Annotated in this window: 20 protein-coding genes and 1 pseudogene; all 21 read left to right on the forward strand. The window is 38.1% G+C overall.

Annotated features, from left to right (window positions below):
- Positions 1-374: pseudogene (locus tag TDIS_RS11200) on the forward strand (hypothetical protein); the annotation flags it as partial.
- Between the two features lie 43 nt (positions 375-417).
- Positions 418-990 (forward strand): VPLPA-CTERM sorting domain-containing protein, encoded by a 573-nt coding sequence (locus tag TDIS_RS10175; protein ID WP_068671783.1) that lies wholly within the window; start codon positions 418-420, stop codon positions 988-990.
- A gap of 140 nt (positions 991-1130) precedes the next feature.
- Positions 1131-1739: an adenylyl-sulfate kinase gene (cysC, locus tag TDIS_RS10180; protein WP_068671784.1), complete on the forward strand. Its 609-nt coding sequence runs from the start codon at positions 1131-1133 to the stop codon at positions 1737-1739.
- A gap of 450 nt (positions 1740-2189) precedes the next feature.
- A complete protein-coding gene (locus tag TDIS_RS10185) occupies positions 2190-3587 on the forward strand; it encodes a mannose-1-phosphate guanylyltransferase/mannose-6-phosphate isomerase (RefSeq protein WP_068671785.1) in 1398 nt (465 codons plus the stop codon).
- A 187-nt stretch (positions 3588-3774) separates the two neighbouring features.
- Complete coding sequence (gene rfbX / locus TDIS_RS10190; RefSeq protein WP_068671786.1) at positions 3775-5085, forward strand: oligosaccharide flippase family protein; 1311 nt, start codon at positions 3775-3777, stop codon at positions 5083-5085.
- On the forward strand, positions 5048-6289 hold the full coding sequence (locus tag TDIS_RS10195; RefSeq protein WP_068671787.1) for a nucleotidyltransferase domain-containing protein: 1242 nt from the start codon (positions 5048-5050) through the stop codon (positions 6287-6289). The genes rfbX and TDIS_RS10195 overlap by 38 nt, the downstream gene beginning before the upstream one ends.
- Positions 6279-7346 (forward strand): hypothetical protein, encoded by a 1068-nt coding sequence (locus TDIS_RS10200; protein WP_068671788.1) that lies wholly within the window; start codon positions 6279-6281, stop codon positions 7344-7346. The genes TDIS_RS10195 and TDIS_RS10200 overlap by 11 nt, the downstream gene beginning before the upstream one ends.
- 12 nt (positions 7347-7358) lie before the next feature.
- Positions 7359-8507 carry a UDP-galactopyranose mutase gene (glf, locus tag TDIS_RS10205; RefSeq protein WP_068671789.1) on the forward strand — a complete coding sequence of 383 codons (1149 nt, stop codon included), beginning with the start codon at positions 7359-7361 and terminating at the stop codon, positions 8505-8507.
- A 3-nt stretch (positions 8508-8510) separates the two neighbouring features.
- Positions 8511-9473, forward strand: a complete 963-nt coding sequence (locus TDIS_RS10210; RefSeq protein WP_068671790.1) for a glycosyltransferase family 2 protein — start codon at positions 8511-8513, stop codon at positions 9471-9473.
- Positions 9474-9500: 27 nt separating this feature from the next.
- On the forward strand, positions 9501-10718 hold the full coding sequence (locus tag TDIS_RS10215; protein WP_068671791.1) for an O-antigen ligase family protein: 1218 nt from the start codon (positions 9501-9503) through the stop codon (positions 10716-10718).
- Positions 10719-10817: 99 nt separating this feature from the next.
- Positions 10818-11828: a hypothetical protein gene (locus tag TDIS_RS10220; protein ID WP_153303833.1), complete on the forward strand. Its 1011-nt coding sequence runs from the start codon at positions 10818-10820 to the stop codon at positions 11826-11828.
- Positions 11829-11850: 22 nt separating this feature from the next.
- Positions 11851-12816 (forward strand): sulfotransferase family protein, encoded by a 966-nt coding sequence (locus TDIS_RS10225; RefSeq protein WP_068671793.1) that lies wholly within the window; start codon positions 11851-11853, stop codon positions 12814-12816.
- 3 nt (positions 12817-12819) lie between these two features.
- Positions 12820-14025 carry a glycosyltransferase family 4 protein gene (locus TDIS_RS10230; RefSeq protein WP_068671794.1) on the forward strand — a complete coding sequence of 402 codons (1206 nt, stop codon included), beginning with the start codon at positions 12820-12822 and terminating at the stop codon, positions 14023-14025.
- Between the two features lie 7 nt (positions 14026-14032).
- Positions 14033-16114 carry an alpha-L-arabinofuranosidase C-terminal domain-containing protein gene (locus TDIS_RS10235; RefSeq protein WP_068671795.1) on the forward strand — a complete coding sequence of 694 codons (2082 nt, stop codon included), beginning with the start codon at positions 14033-14035 and terminating at the stop codon, positions 16112-16114.
- A 158-nt stretch (positions 16115-16272) separates the two neighbouring features.
- Complete coding sequence (locus tag TDIS_RS10240) at positions 16273-17520, forward strand: ATP-binding protein (RefSeq protein WP_153303834.1); 1248 nt, start codon at positions 16273-16275, stop codon at positions 17518-17520.
- Positions 17521-17560: 40 nt separating this feature from the next.
- On the forward strand, positions 17561-18538 hold the full coding sequence (locus TDIS_RS10245; RefSeq protein WP_068671797.1) for a radical SAM protein: 978 nt from the start codon (positions 17561-17563) through the stop codon (positions 18536-18538).
- Positions 18539-18542: 4 nt separating this feature from the next.
- The gene (locus tag TDIS_RS10250) at positions 18543-19664 is read left to right on the forward strand and encodes a glycosyltransferase family 4 protein (RefSeq protein ID WP_068671798.1); all 1122 of its coding nucleotides are present in this window, start codon (positions 18543-18545) and stop codon (positions 19662-19664) included.
- 155 nt (positions 19665-19819) lie between these two features.
- Positions 19820-20038, forward strand: coding sequence for an AbrB/MazE/SpoVT family DNA-binding domain-containing protein (locus TDIS_RS10255; protein WP_068671799.1), 219 nt, complete (start codon positions 19820-19822; stop codon positions 20036-20038).
- Positions 20039-20449: a type II toxin-antitoxin system VapC family toxin gene (locus tag TDIS_RS10260; RefSeq protein WP_084271079.1), complete on the forward strand. Its 411-nt coding sequence runs from the start codon at positions 20039-20041 to the stop codon at positions 20447-20449.
- A 161-nt stretch (positions 20450-20610) separates the two neighbouring features.
- Positions 20611-20988, forward strand: a complete 378-nt coding sequence (locus TDIS_RS10265) for a hypothetical protein (protein ID WP_068671800.1) — start codon at positions 20611-20613, stop codon at positions 20986-20988.
- A partial coding sequence (locus tag TDIS_RS10270; protein ID WP_153303835.1) for a hypothetical protein occupies positions 20973-21313 on the forward strand: 341 nt, incomplete at its 3' end. The genes TDIS_RS10265 and TDIS_RS10270, both read left to right, overlap by 16 nt.

Below are 21313 nucleotides of genomic sequence, written 5' to 3' on the forward strand. Positions count from 1 at the left end.
GTCTCAAGGTCATGGAAAAACTTGTAGAGCTTGGATTAAAACCGGCCATAAAAGTAAAAGAAACCTTCAGGCAGAAGGTAAAACATCCTCTGCGGAAAGATTCCAGAATTTTCTGGGAGAAATGGGGCCGAAATAGATATCTGATTGAAAGTTTGTTTGGTACGGTAAAACTGAAAATAGGCTCGCATTTTAGGGTAAGAAAGGAAGAAATAGCCCAGAAGAGAGGACTGGCCGCTTTTGTGCTCTATAATATGTACCTCCTGGCTACCCTCCTCTATATCTCGTTGCTCCTTAAAAACTATTTTCGAACACTCTCATACAATGGCTTGACAGGTACAAGAAATATGATATCTATTTATTATAAATTTGAATAATTCTAAACTAAACTCTTATGTAAATTTTTGGGGGGCGCGAAAAATGAAAAATCAGAAAGTAGGGTTTTTAGGGGTAGTTTTGTTAATGCTGTTTGTGCTAACGGCCGGCCATGTTTGGGCATCTACTTTAATCTCTTTAATCTCTCCTTTTTATGTCCAGTTCATCGATGGTGATGATGAAGATTCGGTTGTGAGCTTTAATGCTCATTTCGTCAATACGGACAACAATACGACATACTGGGTGGGAATAGGGTCTCTGGATCATAAGTGGAAATCGGATGGTATTGAGGTCGGGCCTAACTCAGACCTGCTAAAATATAATCTTACACTTGACCCCCCGGGTACCTACGATGTCTATGTGGCCTGGGATACGGGAACCGATGGTAAACCGGATAAGTATATTTGGACTTCCGAGGCCGGGGTTGCTAGTGCGTCCACTAGTGGATCAACTCTTAGTATTATCTGGGACGACCCAATACACTTTTCGAGTTTCGAATATACTTTTAACGGTGATGGTTTTAACGTTATTTCGGCGGTTCCTCTCCCCGCGGCGGTATGGCTCTTCGGTTCGGGGATTTTGGGCGCGGGCTTGCTAAGAAGGAAACTGCTTGCATGATTAAGATTTTTTAAAGCGCTGCGCAGGATCTGTGCCAGCGCTTTGTTTTTGAGGCTTCCCCGTCCAGTTCTTATCAGCTATACTTTTCTCACTTACCTAGCTCGCGATCCCATTAACATAGGAGGGAATACAAGGGGGGCATGGATTCGGTAGTCAAAGATCCGAATGTGTTTTGGCACCAGGGTTATGTAACCCGAGCAGATAGAAATGCCCGTTACGGGCACAAAAGCGGCCTTGTTTGGTTTACAGGGCTTCCTTCCTCGGGTAAGTCTTCCATCGCCCACGGGGTGGAGAAGGTCCTTTTTGAGCGGGGGGTTAAGTGCTACGTTCTTGATGGGGACAACATCAGGCACGGTCTAAATGCCGATCTGCGTTTCAGTCTTGAGGATCGCCGGGAAAACATCCGTAGGGTGGTCGAGGTGGCAAAACTCATGACTGATGCCGGGTTGATAGTCTTGGCGGCCTTCGTATCCCCTTATCGGGAGGATAGGCAGTATGTGCGTCGTCGTTTCGAAGGCGACAATTTTATCGAAATTTACGTAAAATGCTCTCCGGAGGAATGCGAACGCCGGGATCCTAAGGGCAATTACAGAAAGGCCCGGGCCGGCCTCATCAAGGGCTATACCGGCGTAGATGCCCCTTATGAGGAACCGGAACACCCTGACTTAGTGCTCGACACCGAGAAGGTGAACCTTGAACTGGCCATCTCGGAGGTTATCCAGTACCTTGAAAAATTGGGTTGGATTTAGTCTTTTTTCCTGTTTCTATTTTTTCTTCTGCTCTGGCGCGCATGGGACTTCCGGGAGGAATTCACGGATAGGGATTTCCACATGACCTTCGGCCATTTCGCTATAACTAAATTTCATCTCTTTTCTCGCGAACGATCTCATAGACATTGAGGGCCTTATTCGATTTCCTTTTTCATTTAAATCTAGTTTTCGGAAATAACTTCCAGAGACCGGGCGCACGTCTTTTTAATCGTTTGAAGCCAGACTTGTCATTTTGAAGTACTTTGATATATTGCTCTTTCGAGCTTTTGGCAATGCGACTTTTTATAGGCTGAGGGTAGAGATAATACTTTATTTTATTCATTTTATTCCTTTTGTTAGTGCGTTAGTTAGGATCTTAGTGGATTCATGTTGGTGAAAGGATTTTTATCTCTAGGTTAGAAGGTATCCAAGTATGTTAGGGTATTACATATGAAAGCGGTAATATTGGTAGGGGGAAGCGGGACAAGGCTTTGGCCCTTTTCTCGAGAGAAGTTACCCAAACAGTTTTTGCGTCTCTTAGGCGATGAAAGTTTTTTTCAAAAAACAATAAAACGTCTTTTACAGAACTTATCTCCTGAAGATCTCATTTTTTCAAGTAATCGCGAGCATATTTTTTTGCTTAAAGATCAATTAAAGGAACTCCATTTAGATCCGGAATCCTTCAATTTTGTTCTTGAGCCGGTATCGCGGAATACCGCTCCTGCTATTGCCTTGGCAGTAAGATTTGCGGAAGAAAACCTCGGGATTTCTGAGGATGAAGCAATATTTGTGGCCCCTTCCGATCACTTGATTGAGCCTGAAGAGACTTTCGGAGAGTACCTGGAGAAAGCTGAAGCATTAGCCCGCGAGGGTTATATAGTCACCTTCGGGATAAAACCTTATCGGCCTGAAACCGGTTATGGATATATAGAAGCCGGAGAAAACCTGCCGCGCCTTGGGTTTCGGGTAAAAAGATTTGTGGAGAAGCCAGACCTTGATCAGGCCAGGACTTATATAGCTTCGGGGAACTTTTTCTGGAACTCAGGCATGTTTGCTTTCACTCCCGCCACCTTTTGGAGCGAATTTAAGACGCACGCCCCTGAAATTTATAACGCGGTTTACGGTCAGATAGTGGAAAGCATCTTGGAGCGGTTCGATAAGCTTCCGGATATCTCTATAGACTATGCGGTAATGGAAAAGACGGATTGGGCGGCGGTTTTGCCTCTAGAACTACGGTGGTCGGACGTAGGCTCTTGGGAAGCGGTTTACGAGGTAAACCCTAAAGGGGAAAACGAGAATGTGATTCTGGGTAAAGCTTTGCTTATCGACACTAAAAACAGTCTGGTTGTAGGAAATGAACGTCTGGTTTCAGTAGTAGGTCTTTCAGATGTGATGGTTGTTGAGACCGGGGATGCAGTTTTGGTGGCCCGAAAAGGGGAGGGGCAGAAGGTAAGGGAGATAGTTGAGCGCCTGAAAGCGGACGATATGGTGGCTACTCTAACACGAGTTCATCTTACAGAACATCGTCCCTGGGGGAGTTTCACCGAGCTTGAAAGGGGAGAGCGTTATCGTATCAAGCGTATAACTGTCTTGCCGGGGGAAAGCCTGAGCCTCCAGATGCACCACCATCGAAGCGAACACTGGATAGTGGTAAAGGGTACGGCCAAAGTAACTATCGGAGATAAAACCGTATACGTACATGAAAATGAAAGCATTTATGTTCCCAAAACTACCCCCCACAGATTGGAAAATCCGGGCAAGATTCCCCTTGAGATCATAGAGGTTCAAGTGGGGGAGTATGTGGAAGAGGACGATATCGTGAGGTTTGAGGATCGGTATAAAAGGTAAAGAGAGAATAAGGGATAAGAAAACCGAAAACAGAAGAGAATGGATGGGAATAGTAATGAAATAAGCATGAATTTTTCGTTAAGGGGTGCTCATTGAAGGATGGAGAGCTTTGCGTTATGTTTAATCGTACTTTAAATAAGTTCGGTTCCAAAAGTTGGGGTGGAGTAGGCGTTTTTGAGGTTGCTGAGTGTTAGGTGGAAGGATAAAAGAGTTTCTCAAAGACAGGGAGAAAAAACAACTTTGTGAAAACTTTATATCTCTTTCGTTGCTTCAGGGAGCGAATTATATACTTCCTTTAGTTATTTTACCGTATTTAGTTAGGGTGTTGGGTCCAGAAAAGTTTGGTCTCATAGCTTTTGCTCGATCCTTTGTGCAGTATTTCAATATCTTAACGGATTATGGCTTTAATCTTTCTGCTACCCGAGAGATCTCGATATATCGGGAAAGCAAGGAGCGAATCTCTGAAATATTCAGTGCTGTACTGACTATTAAATTGGTTCTATTAATCTTTTCTCTTGTAATATTGACTATTATTGTTTTTGGTTTTCAAAAATTTCGAAAAGATTGGGAAATATATTACTTTAGTTTTGGAATAGTAGTGGGGCAAGTTTTATTTCCTGTATGGTTTTTTCAGGGGATGGAAAGGATGAAGTATATTACAATTTTGAATGTTATTGCCAAATTGATTTTTGCTGTTTCTATTTTTGTTTTTGTTCGTGAAGTTTCGGATTATATTTATGTGCCGCTGATAAATTCTTTAGGTTTTATAGTTGCAGGTATATTGGCATTATGGATTGCTTTTAAGGATTTTGATATTTACTTTAAAGTTCCTAATTTAATGGTAATAAAACGTCAAATAGAAGAGGGATGGCATATTTTTATGTCTACAGTTTCTTATAACTTATACACTAATTCTCCTAAGTTTTTTATTGGAATATTGATAAACAATAAATCTGTTGCTTTTTTCTCACTGGCTGAAAAAGTAGTTAATATTTTAAGGCAGTTGATTAATATTATCTTTCAAGTTTTTTATCCATATTTAGCAAGGATGTTTAAAGAAAGTTTTAAAACTTACACAAAAGAATGGTTTAGATTATTTAGAATTTCAACAGGAATAAGCATGTTATTATGTGCTTTTGTTGTTTTCATACCAAAAAGCATGTTTTTGTTTGTATTTTCGGAAAGTTTCTTGCCTTCGTTATCTATGCTAAAGCTATTGGTTTTATCTTTACCTTTGCAATGTTTTATGAATCTGTTCGGAATGCAATCTATGTTGATATTGGGATTTGTCAGAGCTTATGGATTTTCCTATGTGTTCTTTTCCATTTTATTTTTGGTTATTTTACCTATAATATTATGGTTTTCAAAAAGTGTTTTTTTATTAATAGGATTAATTTTAGTTACGGAATTTATGATAATAATTTATAGAATTTTTTATTTATATAAAAAAGGAATTTTATATGCGTTATTTAGATACTCAGCATATAGTAGAAAATAATTGGGAAAAGTTAGCAATGAATAGACGTTATGAGTATTTACACTTTCGAATAAACCAATTACTTAATTCTATTGTTAATCTGAATGTTTTAGATAGGGGATCAAAAGTATTAATCAATTCCATAAGGGATAAAAGCAAACTTAAAGTTTCATTGTCAAGTGTCAATTACTTAAAGAATCTATTAAAGATACTTAATCGGATAACTGGTAAAAATTATAGCCTTAGTTATAACATTTTGTATCTTAAAAATTACATAGAGTTTTTTCTAAAAATCCACAACATAATACTAAACTATCTTCATGAATATGTAAAAACAAGACCATATTTAGTACAGGCTAAACAATATGACAACACATTTTATGCTTACCCTCAGCTTATAGAAGTGCGCAACTTCTATAAGAAAGTTTCGAGAATAGAAGGATTGAAAGAAGTATTTATTCAGGGAAGTCTGTCTACCCTTGACTATAACAAATTTAGTGATTTTGATACTTTTATAATCATAAGTAAAGAAGCAGAAGAAGATGTAGATCTTTTTATAGATACTATTTTTAAACTATTTAGAGCATCTCGCTATTTTTACAAGTTTGATCCTTATCAGCACCATAGATATTTTGCGTGTCTTGAGTCTGATTTATATGCGTACAACCAAGCATGTCTCCCAACGAAAGTTTTAGATTATGCTACATCCATAAAAAATTCAGAGGAATTATTCTTTCAAGTATATGACTCAAGGTTGTCACACGTTATTTTCCTCACGAATGTCTTAAACTATTTTGTAATTCATCACGAAGAAAGTTTTAAAAGAATAGCTAATCTATGGAATCTTAAATATTTTGTAGCTACAGTGTTATTTATTCCTGTTCTCTTTTTAGAGGTAATTAATATTTATGTATACAAAAGGGATTCTTTTTCGATAATAAAACAATTTTTATCAATAGATTTACAAAATTATATTGATAGATGTAGCTACTTGCGTCAAATATGGAATTATAAACTAACAACCAAAGAAAATCTCTTTAGAAAGCTATTTTTAGATATATACTTAAATCCTATATTATATGAGTATGTAATGCAGAAATATAGTCAGAAGATTAATAGAAAAGAATTCAACTATATATTTTCGGGAAGTATTCCTTATACTCAGTTTTTCTACGATGAAGTTAGAAAAATTTATAAGAAAGATTTTAACATAGATGTTGAATAAACAACAGATTATCAATGATCTAAAGAAATTAGATATGGATGACTATAGAAAGATAATAATAGAGTTTGTTGACGAGTTTAAATATCCTAAGATAACATTATATAGTTTTGGTAATTTAAAGCATCCCTCCATTTCTGATTTAGATCTTGTAATAGTGTATGATGATCGTCTGGATGATAGTTTTGTTGCAAAAATTGTAGAGAAAGCAAAAAAATTTGTTGTGTCCAATGAGGTTAAGAAATACGTTTTTACTCATGACATTTTAATCTATCCAAAGAGTATTTTTAGGAAGATAAAATTTTTGCATACTTTTCAAAACATGAAGCTACTCTGTGGTAAGGAGGTTGACATACTTGTTCCATCGGAAGAAGAGCAGAGCATAGTAGATAAAGTCCATTTTATAAACTTTACATATAATGCTCTTTTTTGGTTAAAAGGCATTAGATTACAAAAAAAAGTTTACTTAAGACAAACTTTACTCACTTTAAATTCTGTTAGACATAGTTTTGTTTTTTTAAAAAAAATTTATCAAGATTCAAATTTAATCAAATGGATAGATATTTTAGGAGAAGTTAGGCAAGATTATAGTCTTATTTACAAAATATCCTTTCATGAGTTGGAAGAAATTTTTTTTGAATATTTACAAAAATTTTTAGCAAGATTTTTGAGAAAATGGATAGATTTTTCCAACTTAGATAAATTAATTAACAAAAAAATATTAGTATTACACGGAAGAAGAATGATTGCAGTTCCTAGTTTAAGCATTATACATGGAGCGTCTTATTGTAAATGTTGTCCTGAAAATAAACAATCAATATATTGGAAGATACATCGATCCTTATATCCTATAAATAACTTTACTATTAAAGATAGAAATTATAAAGGTGTTTTGCGTCATCAGATGGAAGCTGCTATGGAATTCGAAGTGTTATATAGGAAATTCCGAATAAAACCTCTTATTCCACTTATGTGCAATTACTGTACGCCGGTGATGACTAAAAAACAAAAAATAAGATCATTATTGAATAGCTTTGTAGTAAAAATACAGTTATTATAAGAAGGTGTTTTAGTGTTTAACTACATAATAGTTGGTTCAGGATTTGCAGGATCGGTAATAGCCGAAAGAATAGCAAATGTTTTAAACAAAAAAGTTTTGGTAATAGAAAAAAGAAGTCATATAGGTGGAAACTGTTATGACTATAGAAATAAAGACGGGATAATTATTCATAAATACGGCCCTCATTTATTCCACACAAATTACAAAGAAGTTTTTGATTATCTTTCTAACTTTACAGATTGGCGAATATATTACCATAAAGTTTTAGCTTTTATTGATGGAAAAAAGGTTCCAATTCCCTTTAATTTCAATTCTATGGATATACTATTCCCTGAAATTTTATCAAAAAAATTACAAGAAAAACTTCTAAAAAAATATCCTTATGGTGCAAAGGTTCCGATTTTAAAGTTAAAAAAGGAAAATGATAAAGATTTAAAATTTCTGGCAGATTTTGTATATGAAAAAATTTTTAAAAATTACACAATAAAACAGTGGGGAAAGAGACCTGAAGAAATAGATTCAGAAGTTACTGCAAGAGTTCCTGTTTGTATTGGGAGGGATGATAGATACTTTGATGATAAATATCAAGCGTTACCAGAAGAAGGCTATACTAAAATCTTTGAAAGAATGCTTTCTCATCCAAACATAAAGCTCATGTTGAATACGGATTTTAAGGAAATAATGAAAGTAGATTTAAAAGGTAAGAAAATCTACTTCTTGGGGCAAGAGTTTAAAGGAAAGGTAATATTTACGGGCATGATAGATGAATTATTTGCTTACAAATTTGGAATGTTACCTTATCGCTCTTTAGATCTTCATCTTGAAGTAATCGAAAAAGAATATTTTCAAGAAGTGGCTGTAGTGAATTATCCCAACGATTATGATTTCACAAGGATAACGGAATTTAAACACATACATCCTATCAAGACCAATAGGACCGTCATTCTTAAAGAGTACCCGAAAGATTATGATCCAGAGCGAGACATTCCCTATTATCCATTTTTCGATAAAGCAGCCCGGGAGGTCTATGCTAAATATCAGGAACTTGCCGAGAGATTTGACCATCTTATTCTTGTAGGACGATTAGCAGAATACAGGTATTATGATATGGATGATGTAATCAAAAGGAGTTTAGAAGTATTTGAAGAAAGGATCAGATAAAAGATGAGCAGCGTAAAAGATACTGTTTGTGCGGTAGTGGTTACTTACAACCGTAAGGGTTTGCTTATTGAATGTCTAGAGGCTTTGTGCAAACAGACCAGGCCGGTACAGGGAATTTATTTAATAGACAATGCTTCTACGGATGGTACCCCTGACTTGCTTCTGGAGAAGGGGTATATAAAAGAATTACCTCCTGAGAATTTGTTAGAGCCCTGGGAGAAAGAATTCGAGATAAAAAACTTAACTGATGAGCAGCATATAAAATTCTACTATGTTCGAATGCATGAAAATACCGGTGGTGCTGGTGGTTTTCATGAGGGTGTAAAAAGGGCTTATGAAAAGGGATATGATTGGTTGTGGTTAATGGATGATGATGTTGAGCCCTTGCCAAAGGCGTTGGAGACTCAATTGTCATATGCAGAGATTTCTAAATGTATTCATCCGTCTAGAAAATATGTAGATGGCAATAGAGTTTTGTGGGAGGTGTATTTGGATCCTAAAAGTTCTAAAGAGATTTTTTTGAAAGACAGATCTTTTAAAGAAAAAAAATTAAATTATTGTTTAGTAAATGTTGGATGTTTCGAAGGGATGTTGATCCATCGAGATATTGTTGCTAGGATAGGTTATCCTGATAAAAGCTTTTTTATTTCAAAAGATGATACTATTTATGGTTTTTTGGCAAGTAAATTTACGAAGAATATTTATATTAGAGATATATGTTTTATTAAAAAGGTTAAAAAATTAAATAAACTTTCCGGGAAATCTTTATATTATTTTGTCAGGAATAGGTTTATTTTATGTTTATATTTAAAAAGAGAAGGATATTTCACTTGCAAGTCTTATTTTTGGGTTTTTTATAAGATTTTCAGAATGTTGGTGTTTAATTTTGTAAAACTAGATTTAAAGAGTTGTTATTTTATCTTGAAAGGTTTGTCTAACGGTTTGAAATTTGTTTCAAAATCTTGAGTTTTTATTTTATAAAGTGCTTTAAAAATGCTTTCCAAAATAGCTGTTGTAATTTCTAGTTTGATATTAATTTTATTATCTTTTTATCCGTTAGCTTTCATAAGATTTTATATTGTCATTAGGACACTTTTTCAGCCTTTTGCGAATAAGCATTTGACATTGTTTGGGAATTTTCCTATTAATGCCCCATTGCCTTTAATTTTGTTGTTTTATTCGTATTTGGCGTGTATTTTTAGGCAAGATTTTTCTTTATTTGTTCCTAATTCTGTATATCTTTATTTGTTCCTTTTTTGGAGTCTGCTTTCTTTGATAAATTCTTTTAATTTATACGCTTCATTTGCTTTCATTTTTAAAATCTTAGCTGTAATTTCCGTTTACTTATTAATTTATAATTCAATAGAATCCGCTGAAGATTTCAAGAAGATTCATAAGACAGTAGTGTTTTTAGCCTTAATAACTATATTCTATGGTTTTTGTCAAATTTTTTTAAAAGAAGGACAACCATTCTATGGACCTATAGTAAGAATTAAAAGTTTTTTTTCTAGTGCCAATGAATTTGGTATTTTTCTTTCTTTAGCAATAATTTCAAATTTAATATTAGTAGCCATAGAAGGATTTAAAAAACAATATAAGATTTTCTTAAGCTTAATGATATTAGCCTATATTTTGGCTTTAAATCGTGGATCGTGGATAGCTATGACTACTTCTATATTTTTGTCATATTTCTTTTTTAGGGATAAAATAAGATTAAGAAGTATTGTTTTACCTATTGCTATAATTTTTTTAATGTTTTCTCCAATTATAATATTGCGATTTCTTCAATTGGAAAATCCTGCAGAAAATACCTTTGTAGGCCGTATAAATTTCTGGAAAAATATGCTATATTTAATACCGCAACATCCTCTTTTAGGCTTTGGAATTGGAACTACTGAGTTAGTATTTCAGTCTCTAACTGGACGAAAAATATATCCTCACAATGATTTTTTAAGATTATTTTTTGAAATGGGATTCGGGAGTATTTTTTATATCCTCTTTTTAATTAAATCTTTATTGTTTTTTATTAAAAATAAAGCTAATAACTGGAAAACAAACTTTTTGTTTATTGTATCCCTTTTTTATTGGCTAATTATTAGCATTCCCCAAAATATTGTTAATAATGTAGTATTATTTCCTTTATTTATGACTTTAATTGCTTCAGGATTAAAATATAACTTTTTAATAAATTTTGAGGGAAAACATATATAAATTACTATGATTGAATGTAAACTTTATTATTTTTATAGTCCTCATTTAATACAAATCTATGAAGGATTTTATCGTTTAGCAAAAAAGAGACTCATTAAGTTGAAAATTGAAAAAATAAAAGGCGATCCACAAAAACCTATTTTAGAAGTAATTATTGATAATAAATACAAAGTTATTTATGATACATTAGATGGCTTTAATTGGATTGAAGCTTCTGTAGAAGAAAACCTTGAGTTTTTTAAAAAAAGATTTGTAAATGTGGATTATTACTTTAAAAGAAGTTTTTCAAAAATTTTATATAAATATGCCCCGTCTAATTGTAAGATTTATCCTTTAGGTTTGAATTTTTCTTTTGATCCATCTTATTTTGTGTTGGAATGGAAATATTTAGTTAAGAATATAGTCCAAAAAGTATGGCCAATTTTTTATAAAATTCAATCGATTTCTATTATTAAGAACAAATTTCCTAAATTAGGTTATATTTCTGAAAAATTGCTATTAGAAAATTTTGAGTTTCCACCTATTAGTACACAAAATAAAGTGTTATTTATAACTCGATTATTTGATCCTATGAAGTTCCCTTTATGTTATAGAGAAGAAGTAGAAAAATTAAATGAAACCAGAATTTTAATAATTAGATCTTGCAAAAAAGAGCTTAAAAATATATTTACTGGTGGATTGTATGAAGATGAATATTCTTTAAAAGTTGCTAAAAATTTAACAATATCTAGAAATATTACAAGAAGATCTAATTTTGTTAAGTTAATTAAATTACATAATATTTGTATATCTACAACAGGATTACATAAATCTATTGGATGGAAATTTGTAGAATATGTTGCTGCATCTAGAGCTATAATTACAGAACCTCTTTTTTATCAATTACCCGGAAATTTTAAGGTGGACAAGAATTATTTAGAATTTAGAAATATAGATGAATTATTAGAGAATATTTATACTCTTTTAAGAGATCAAGGAAAGATCAAAGATATAATGCGAGCTAATTTTTATTATTATAATATGTATGTTAAACCCGAAAATTTAGTTTTAAATACACTATTAAAAATAAAGAATTTTTTAGGAAAAAATGATAATATTTATAGTGGGTAATAGTAGAAGTGGTACTACTTTAATGGCCGAGATTTTAAATAAGCATCCTTTGATTTATTCTTTTAATGAATTACATTTTTTTGAAATGCTATACGATCCTAATGATAACTCAATTAACGATAAAAAAATTTTGAACATGCTGACAAAATTATATTGGTCTCATAAAGGTAGTGATTGGGTTAAATGTAATATAGATGATTGTTATAATGATGCTTTGTTGTTATATAATAAACTTTGTTTTGAAAATAAAATTGAACATCCAATAGAAATATATAAAAATTTTTTGTATATTGAAACACAAAAAATGGGAAAACTTTTCCCTTGTGAGCAAACGCCACGTAACTTATTTTATTTAAAAGAAATTTTACAGTACTTTTCTGATTCGAAGATTATATATATGATTCGAGATCCTAGAGCAGTATTAGCTTCACAAAAAAACAAATGGAAAATGAAATTTTTAGGACATAGTAATATGCCTCTGAGAGAAGCTATACGTTCTTGGATAAATTATCATCCTTATACAATAAGTAAGCTTTGGAATTCAGCTTCCAAGGCTATTAAGCCTTTTTTATCTCATCCAAACGTTTTAGTAGTAAAATTTGAAGAATTGGTAAATGATCCTTACAGAACAATTAAAAAGACGTGTGATTTTCTGGAAGTAGAATTTTATAATGAAATGTTGGATGTTCAGTTGGCCGGATCTTCTGTCTATAAAAAGGGTAAAAAAGGTTTCAGAAAAGAGGTAATAAGTGCTTGGAAAAATAAAGGATTAAATAAAACTGAAATATATATATGCCAAGAAGTTAATAAAAAAGAGATGGAATTCTGGGGATATGATTTTGAAAAAGTTAGTCCAAACTATTTATTTTTTGTTTATTATTTGATAACTTTTCCTATTAAAACATCTATGGCATTAATCTTTAATTTAAGAAGGTCAAAAAATATTTTTAATGCAATGAAAAGGCGCTTAGTAAGTTTAGAGAATTAAATAATGGAAATTCTTATAGCAAACAAATTTTTTTATCTTAAAGGCGGTTCAGAACGAGTTCTTTTTCAAGAAAGAGAGTTCTTGTTGAATAATAAGATTAAAGTAATAGATTTTTCTATGAAAGATTCCAGAAATTTTTCTTCTGAATATTCATCTTATTTTGTCTCCTATATTGACTATTACACCACAAATAGATTTCTTATTAAATTAAAAAACGCTTTCAAATTTATTCATTCTCCAGAGGCGGTTCGAAAAATTAAATTTTTAATTCAAAAGGAAAAGCCGGATATTGCCCATCTGCATAACATTTACCACCAGTTGACACCTTCCATCATTCATCCTCTCAAGGAACAAGGGGTGAAAGTGATTCTAACCCTGCACGACGGGAAGCTCATCTGCCCTACCTACCTTATGCTTGACCGGAAAATAAAGCTCTGCCTTGAGTGCCAGGGAAAGTATTTTTACAAACCGTTTCTCAAAAACTGTGCTGGCTCACGCTTCAAGGGGCTTCTTTTGATGGTGGAAGCTTACTGGCATAAGTTCTTTAAATCCTATGACAAGGTGGACCTTTTTATTGCTCCCAGTCGGTTTTTGGCAGAAGTGGTCTCGCAACGGATTCCGCGGGAGAAAATCGTAGTTCTTCGCAACGGGATAGACCTTAACGAATACCGGCCTACCTATGAGGATGGTGGATACGCCCTTTACTTCGGAAGGCTTTCCCGGGAGAAAGGCGTGGAGACCCTACTTGAGGCTCACCAGGAAGTGGCCAAAGAGATCCCCCTCAAAATAGTTGGGACCGGGCCGATGGAAGCCGAGCTTAAGGCGAAATATCCGGAGGCGGAGTTTTTGGGTTATCGGACAGGGGAGGAGCTCAAGTCGCTTGTGGCCCGGGCTTCCTTTGTGGTGGTGCCCTCGGAATGTTACGAAAACTGTCCTATGACTGTGCTTGAGGCCATGGCATTGGGGAAACCCATTATTGCAAGCCGCATCGGGGGGCTTCCGGAGCTCGTGGAGGAGGGTAAAACGGGGCTTCTTTTCGAGATGGGGAATGTGGAGGAATTAAAAGAAAAGATGCTTTTTCTGTGGAAGAACAAGGATCTTCGGCGGGAGATGGGGCGAGCTGCGCGGCAAAAGGCGGAGCGGGAATTTTCCCTCGAGAAACACTGCGAGGAACTCCTGCGAATATACCGAAGGCTTCTTGAGAGTTAGGTGATCGATGAGAATTTTTTGGCTCCTTGTTTTGCTGTGCTTTTTTTCGGTTTCTCCCTTGCTAGCGCAACCTGCGGCTGAAATTACCATCAACTTTGAGGAAGTGGAGAGGGTTAATCCCTACATTTTCGGCCAGGGAATATTGGGTTTCGATCCCTGTAAAACGCGAAGGAAAAACCGAAAGTTTTGTGTAAACGACGGAAGATTTACCAATTTCGGAGCCGGAGTCTGGGACCCACTTTTGAGAAGGCCAAACGCGGTTCTGGTAGACCTTGCCAAAAGAATAAAAGTTTCTGTTTTGCGTTTTCCCGGAGGGTGCGGTACCCATCATTACGACTGGAAAAGGGCCATCGGGCCGGTTGAAAAGCGGCCCATGTACAGATTCGGCATAGACGAGTTCATGGAGCTCTGTCAGGCTGTAGGAGCTAAACCTATTATTGTTTTGAGTTATTTCACCGGGACCTGCCAGAACCTAGCGGATCTGGTGGAGTATCTCAATGCTCCCCTCGGGACCAACCCCAACGGCGGGGTGGCCTGGGCGGAGGTGCGGGCCGCCAATGGGCACCCGGAGCCTTATGGGGTGAGATGGTTTGAATTTGGGAACGAAGTGTGGCATGGGGATCATAGGAAAATTTCCGCTGTAGATCCAAGAGAATATGGAGAACGGTATCTTGAATGTCAAAAGTTAATTAAAAACATTGATCCTAAGATTAAACTCGGAGCAGTAATGAGAAGAAGTTTATATGGATTAGGCTGGTGGAGTCGAACTGTTCTTTCTGTAATTAAAGAAAATGTCGATTTCGTAATTTTTCATATCTATCCTCCTGGTTATCGATCTGATAGAAATGAAATATCTACTAATGAACTTTTTAAAATAGCTTTGGCTGCTCCTGAGCAAATTAGCGATTCTCTTTTTAGGATCTCTAAACAATTAAAAGAAATTACTAGGAGAGAGATTCCGATTGCTATTACCGAATATAATGGTGGTTTTGTGCAAAATAAGCCGGTACCATACAGGCATTCTCTAGGAAATGCTCTTCTAATTGCGGATCTTTTAAGAGTATTTTTGACGGCAAATACGCCTATTTTGTGCGCTAATTATCACCATTTTTCTAATTCTTATTGGGGATTAGTTTATAATCCTCGATATTTGAAATTAAGGGATAGATATTATATGAGACCTAATTATTATGTATTTGAATTGTATGCCAATCATTTTGGAGATATTTTATTAAAAACTAAAGTGAAATCAAAAAGTTATTTTCAATCTGGCTATAAAAACATTTTACCTTCTATAAAAACTAAAAAAGTATCCTCTCAAAATTTAAATTTTTCAGAGATCTATAAAGAAAAAGTTTTGAGAATTGATTTTAAATGGCTTCCTCCGTGTGTTAAAGTAAAAAAATATTCTGATTATTCGGTAATTCATTTTGATTGCGAAAAACGTAATAAGTTAGGAATATATTTTATTGATAAAATTCAAAATGTTAAACCTAATTGGTTATATTTTTGGGAAACCGAAATAAAAACAAACTTGGCAAAAGCATGGTTTTTTATAGCAATTAAAGATCAAAGGTATAGACGTATTAAACATTCAAAGATTTTATGGGGAAATACAGAGTGGATAAAAACCGGCTTTGATTTTAAGACTCCCGATAATATTAAAATTTTAAATCTGCTGTTTTTTATCAAAGGAAAAGAAAATAAAGGAATTAAGGGAACAGTCTATATTAAAAATATGAAAATTGGGGAACTTGGCTCGGCCCCGCAATACGGGCCGACGCCATATATTTCGGCCTTGGCGAGCACCAACGAGAAGAGGAACCGAATCTACCTCATGGTGATCAACAAAAACCTGGAAGAACCTATGAGGACGCGGATAAAAATAAATGGCTTTCCCTCTGGTCCCGTGGTTCGGGCCTGGGTGCTGAACGGGCCTTCGGTGACCGCCACCAATGAAAATCGGCAAGAAAGGGTTAAAATCCATTACCAAGAGGTGGAGGTGGATCCGGGGAAAGAATACTTTTGGTTTACCTTCGAGCCGCATTCGGTAACGGCCTTAGAGTTAACACGTAGGGAGGGAACTTGAAGGAAACCTGCCTCGAGTTTCTTCGGAATCAAAAGATAACCTCCTCACACCTCAGGGAAACCATTTGCTTCCAGGGAAAGAAGCTACCGAAGAGATTTTTTTATGAGGAACTGCAGAGGTATTTAAGCGAATTTTTCAAATCCGGCCGGGGGATAAGGATGGTGGCCCTGGCCGGACTGCGGGGAACCGGAAAGACCACCCTCCTCTGGCAACTGGCGGACTATCTCCTTCGAAACTTCAAGGAAAAAGCCGAAGGCTTCTTTATAAGCCTTGATGTGGCCTACAGTTACGGTTTTTCGGAAAAAGATCTTATCGAAGGATTGCAAAAAATATACGAAGATTTGAAGTCTCAAAGGAAAACACTGGTGCTCTTTCTCGACGAGGTGCAATATCTCCACAACTGGCCTCTGATGCTAAAAGTGCTCTATGACAAGTTCAAAGACTGTTTTATTTTCGTAAGCGGAAGCTCTGCCCTGTATCTTCACTCTACGGTAGATCTGGCCACCCGGTGGATCCTGAGATCCCTTCTTCCTTTGAGTTTTCGCGAGTTTCTAATGATAAAGGCCTTCCTAGAATCTGGCTTTGAAGTTCCTTCCTTTTCCCGAGCGGAGGAGCTCAGGAAGACACTTTTCTTCTCCGAATCGCTTGAGGAGTTAAAGGAAGGCCTGAAACTAGTAGAAAAAGAGGCGCAGGAGTTTTATAAAGAAGATCTTCCCTGGCAGGGGCTCATTCGGGAATACATATTATTTCTCAATCTCCCCCGTTTTATACCGGTGGAGGAGGAGAAGGTTCTGGCTGATCAGACCTTCGACATGCTTCAAAGAGTAGTCTATCAGGATCTCCGGAATTTTTATCCGGAAAGCGAGGTGGTGAGTGTCTTCAAGCTGCTTTCTCAGCTAGCGGCTAGCGACGAAATAAACCCGGAGAGGCTTTCGCAGGACTTAGGGGTTTCAAGAAAGCGGATAGAACGAATAATAAAAAGCTTGATAGAAGCGGAGGTTTTACTGGCCTCTCCTCCCTACGGAGGAACCAAAACCAGAGTTGCCCGGCACAGAAAAGTCTTTTTCCTTTCTCCAACCCTTAGATACGGAATCCTTAGGCAGATTTTTGCGGACGTTCGGCCTTTCTTTTCCAAGTTTCTGGAGGATACCGTGGCCCTTTATCTAAGACGACTCCTTAAGAACGGAATGTATTATCTACCTACCGAGACACAAAAGACCCCGGATTTTGTGGTGGAAACCGCTCTTGCACCCGTGGTTTTGGAAGTGGGAACCGCTAAAAGGGATGTTTCCCAACTCAAGCTTAAAAATATGCGTTACGGTATTCTCCTGAATTTTGATCTGGAGGTGCCGGAATTCAAGGATAAAGTAGTTATCTTTCCTTTCAAGTGGTTTTTGCTTATGTAGATTTTTACCTTAATTTTTACCTTAACATAGGGGGGTGAGGATGGAGGCGGCTATTATTTTGACCTACCGCTGTATCTGCAAATGCTACATGTGTAACATCTGGAAATATCCCACAAAACCCTCGGAGGAAATAAAACCCGAGGTGCTGGAGAAGCTTCCGGACAATCTGGCCTTCGTGAACCTCACCGGGGGCGAGCCCTTTTTGCGGGAAGACATAGAAGACATTGTGGACATTGTGATGCGCAAGTCTAAAAGAGTAGTCATAAGCACCAACGGGTGGTTTACGGAAAAGATCGTAAATATTGCCAAGAAGTATCCCCGAATAGGTATAAGAGTGAGTCTTGAGGGGCTTCCGGCGGCCAACGATGAGCTACGGGGTATAAAAGACGGCTTTGATCACGGCCTGCGGACGCTCCTTGAGCTTCAGCGCATGGGCCTTAAGGACATCGGCTTCGGCATCACGGTCTCCGACCGGAACGCCAAAGACATGATAGAACTTTACCAGCTTGCCAAAAGTCTGGGGTTTGAATTTGCCACTGCGGTTACGCACAATTCCTATTATTTTCATAAACACGATAATGTTTTCAAAGATCAAAGAATGATCGAAGACTGCTTCCGGGAATTGATAAATGAACTGCTCTGTACAAAGAGGGTGAAGAACTGGTTTCGAGCCTACTTCAATTACGGGCTTATCCGAAGAGTGAGAGGTCAACCGCGACTTCTTCCTTGTGAGGCCGGGACGGAGAATTTCTTCGTAACCCCTTTTGGGGAAGTGGTTCCCTGCAACGGTTCTCCAGAACCGTGGGTCATGGGTAATCTGAAACGCCAATCCTGGGATGAGATCTGGAACGGTGAGCAGGCCCAAAAGGTTAGAGAAAAGGTCAAAAACTGTGATAGGCAGTGCTGGATGATAGGGACCGCCGCCCCGGTGATGAAGAAATATATATGGAAGCCTCTAAAATGGGTGGTAAGGAACAAACTGCGGGTGATGATGGGAAAGGAGCCCTGTTTGGACTGATTCCATGAGAATCGTCGTATGCGGAACGAGGGGATTCCCCGGTGTTCAGGGAGGGGTGGAGAAACATTGCCAAGAACTTTACCCCAGGCTGGTAAAGCTCGGGTGCGAGGTTCTGGTCTTCACTCGCACGCCATATATCTCCAGGGACAACCGTCTTTTCGAATGGCGCGGAGTAAAGTTCCACCATTTGTGGTGTCCGCGGAAAAAATCCCTTGAGGCCATAACGCATACCTTGTTTGCCGTCTCTTTGGCGCGGAGATTTAAGCCGGATATCCTCCATATTCACGCCATCGGTCCGTGTCTGGTCGTACCTCTGGCGCGGGCTCTTGGGTTCAAGGTGGTGATGACCCACCACGGGCCGGACTACGAACGGGCCAAGTGGGGGCGCCTGGCCAAAAGGGCACTTAAGCAGGGCGAAAGCTGGGGCGTGAGGTACAGCCACCGGGTGATCGTCATCTCCCGGGGCATTCAGGAACATGTGAGAAGGCTTTACGGGCGGGAGGCCGTGTTCATCCCCAACGGGGTGCACATTCCGGAGGCCGTTCCTCCTGGAGAAGGGCTTTCGCGATGGGGACTTGAGCCCGGAAGCTATGTCTTTACCGCCTGCCGCTTCGTGCCGGAAAAGGGCCTCCACGATTTGATAGAGGCCTATCGGCGGCTCAAAAATCCGCCTTTTAAACTTGTGATTGCCGGGGATGCGGACCACGAGACTCCTTACAGCCGGAATATAAAAGAGCTGGCCGCTCGGACCCCGGGCGTGGTGCTCACGGGTTTTGTTTCCGGAAGGCCTCTTGCCGAACTTTTTTCAAACGCCGGACTCTTTGTGCTTCCCTCTTATTACGAAGGGCTTCCCATCGCCCTTCTTGAGGCTCTGAGTTACGGGCTTCCGGTGCTGGTAAGCGATATTCCTCAACATCGGGAGCTCCCTCTGCCCGACTTTCGCTATTTTCCGAAAGGAGACGTGGAGCGCCTGGCCCGGGCCATGAAAGATCTTTTCCACCGGGGCATTTCGCCCGAGGAGCGCAAGAAATATTTCGACCTCCTCCAGCGGGACTACAACTGGGACCACGTAGCCGAGCGCACGCTCGGGGTGTATCGGGAGGCCCAAGACTTTCGCACTTCGTAAGTGCAACAAGGGATCGGGGAGATTTCTGGAGGGAGGCGGAGCGGCCTCGCGGAGCATGGGAAAAAGGATGGAGTGGATCCATGTATTTACAAGTATGAATTCATGCTTAATAATTCATGTAAGTAGAAAGTAATTAGTGAAATGAGGAAAAGTTAATGCGTGCGAAGGTTGCTGAACGGGGACAGGTGACGATACCGAAACCTTTGAGGGATCGGTTGGGAATTCGGCCCGGGACTATTTTGGAATTTAAGGAAGAAGCAGGGCGTTTGGTAGCCGTGAAAGTAGAGACTTTGGATCCTATAGATCAAATTTATGGTCAACTTGGTCGGGGAAGGCATACGGACGAGATCCTCCGTCAGTTAAGAGAAAAATAAGTGATTACAGCCGTTGATACCAATATTCTAATAGATATTTTGGAACCCGATCCCCTTTATGGGCCTGCCTCAAAAGAAGCTCTAAAAAAGTGTCTAAGAGAAGGAAAGATTGTAGCTTGTGAAGTTGTATGGGCCGAGGTGGCTGTGGTTTATGTCGAGGCGCAGGAAACCCTTATAAAAATGTTAGAGAAGATAGGGCTCGAATTTTCACCTATTACTCGGGAAGCCGCCTTAGTGGCGGCTAAATGCTGGGCTGAATATTTAAAAAGGGGGCCCAAGAAGAGAAGGATTGCGGCTGATTTTCTCATAGGAGCTCATGCCTTGGTTCAGTGTGATCGTTTGTTAACCAGAGATAAGGGATTTTATCGGGAGTATTTTAAAGGACTTAAGGTTATATATCCTGGTGATTGAAAGATGCCGTTGAGTTTTCGCGAGTTTCTAATGATAAAGGCCTTCCTGGAATCCGACCTTGAAGTACCCCCCTTTTCCCGGGCGTAGGAGCTCCTGAAGACACTTTTCTTCTCCGAATCGCTTGAGGAGTTAAAGGAAGGTCTGAGATCTATAAAAAAGAGGTGCAGAAGTTTTATAAAAAAGATCTTCCCTGGCAGGGGTTTATTCAGGAATACATCTTATTTCATAATCTCCCCCGTTTCATACCCGTGGAGGAGGAGAAGGTTCTGGCTGATCAGACCTTCGACATGCTTCAAAGAGTAGTCTATCAGGATCTCCGGAATTTCTATCCGGAAAACGAGGTGGTGAGTATCTTCAAGCTGCTTTCTCAGCTTGCGGCCAGCGACGAAATAAACCCGGAACCAAAACCAGAGTTGCCCGACACAGAAAAGTCTTTTTCCTTTCTCCAACCCTTAGATACGGAATCCTTAGGTAGATTTTTGCGGACGTTCGGCCTTTCTTTTCCAAGTTTCTGGAGGATACCGTGGCCTTTTATCTAAGGCGACTCCTTCCGAACGGAATGTACTATCTACCTACCGAGACACAAAAGACCCCGGATTTTGTGGTGGAAACCGCTCTTGCACCTGTGGTTTTGGAAGTGGGAACCGCTAAAAGGGATGTTTCCCAACTCAAGCTTAAAAATATGCGTTACGGTATTTTCCTGAATTTTGATCTGGAGGTGCCGGAATTCAAGGATAAAGTAGTATTTTCGCTATTATCGGAAAGGCGAGGTGGACCGTCTGGCCCGGGCTATGTTCGAGCTTTTTCATCGTGGCATTTTGCCCGAGGAACACAAGAAATATTTCGACCTCCTCCAGCGGGACT

Origin of the sequence: Thermosulfurimonas dismutans, assembly GCF_001652585.1 — a bacterium.
GTDB lineage: Bacteria > Desulfobacterota > Thermodesulfobacteria > Thermodesulfobacteriales > Thermodesulfobacteriaceae > Thermosulfurimonas > Thermosulfurimonas dismutans.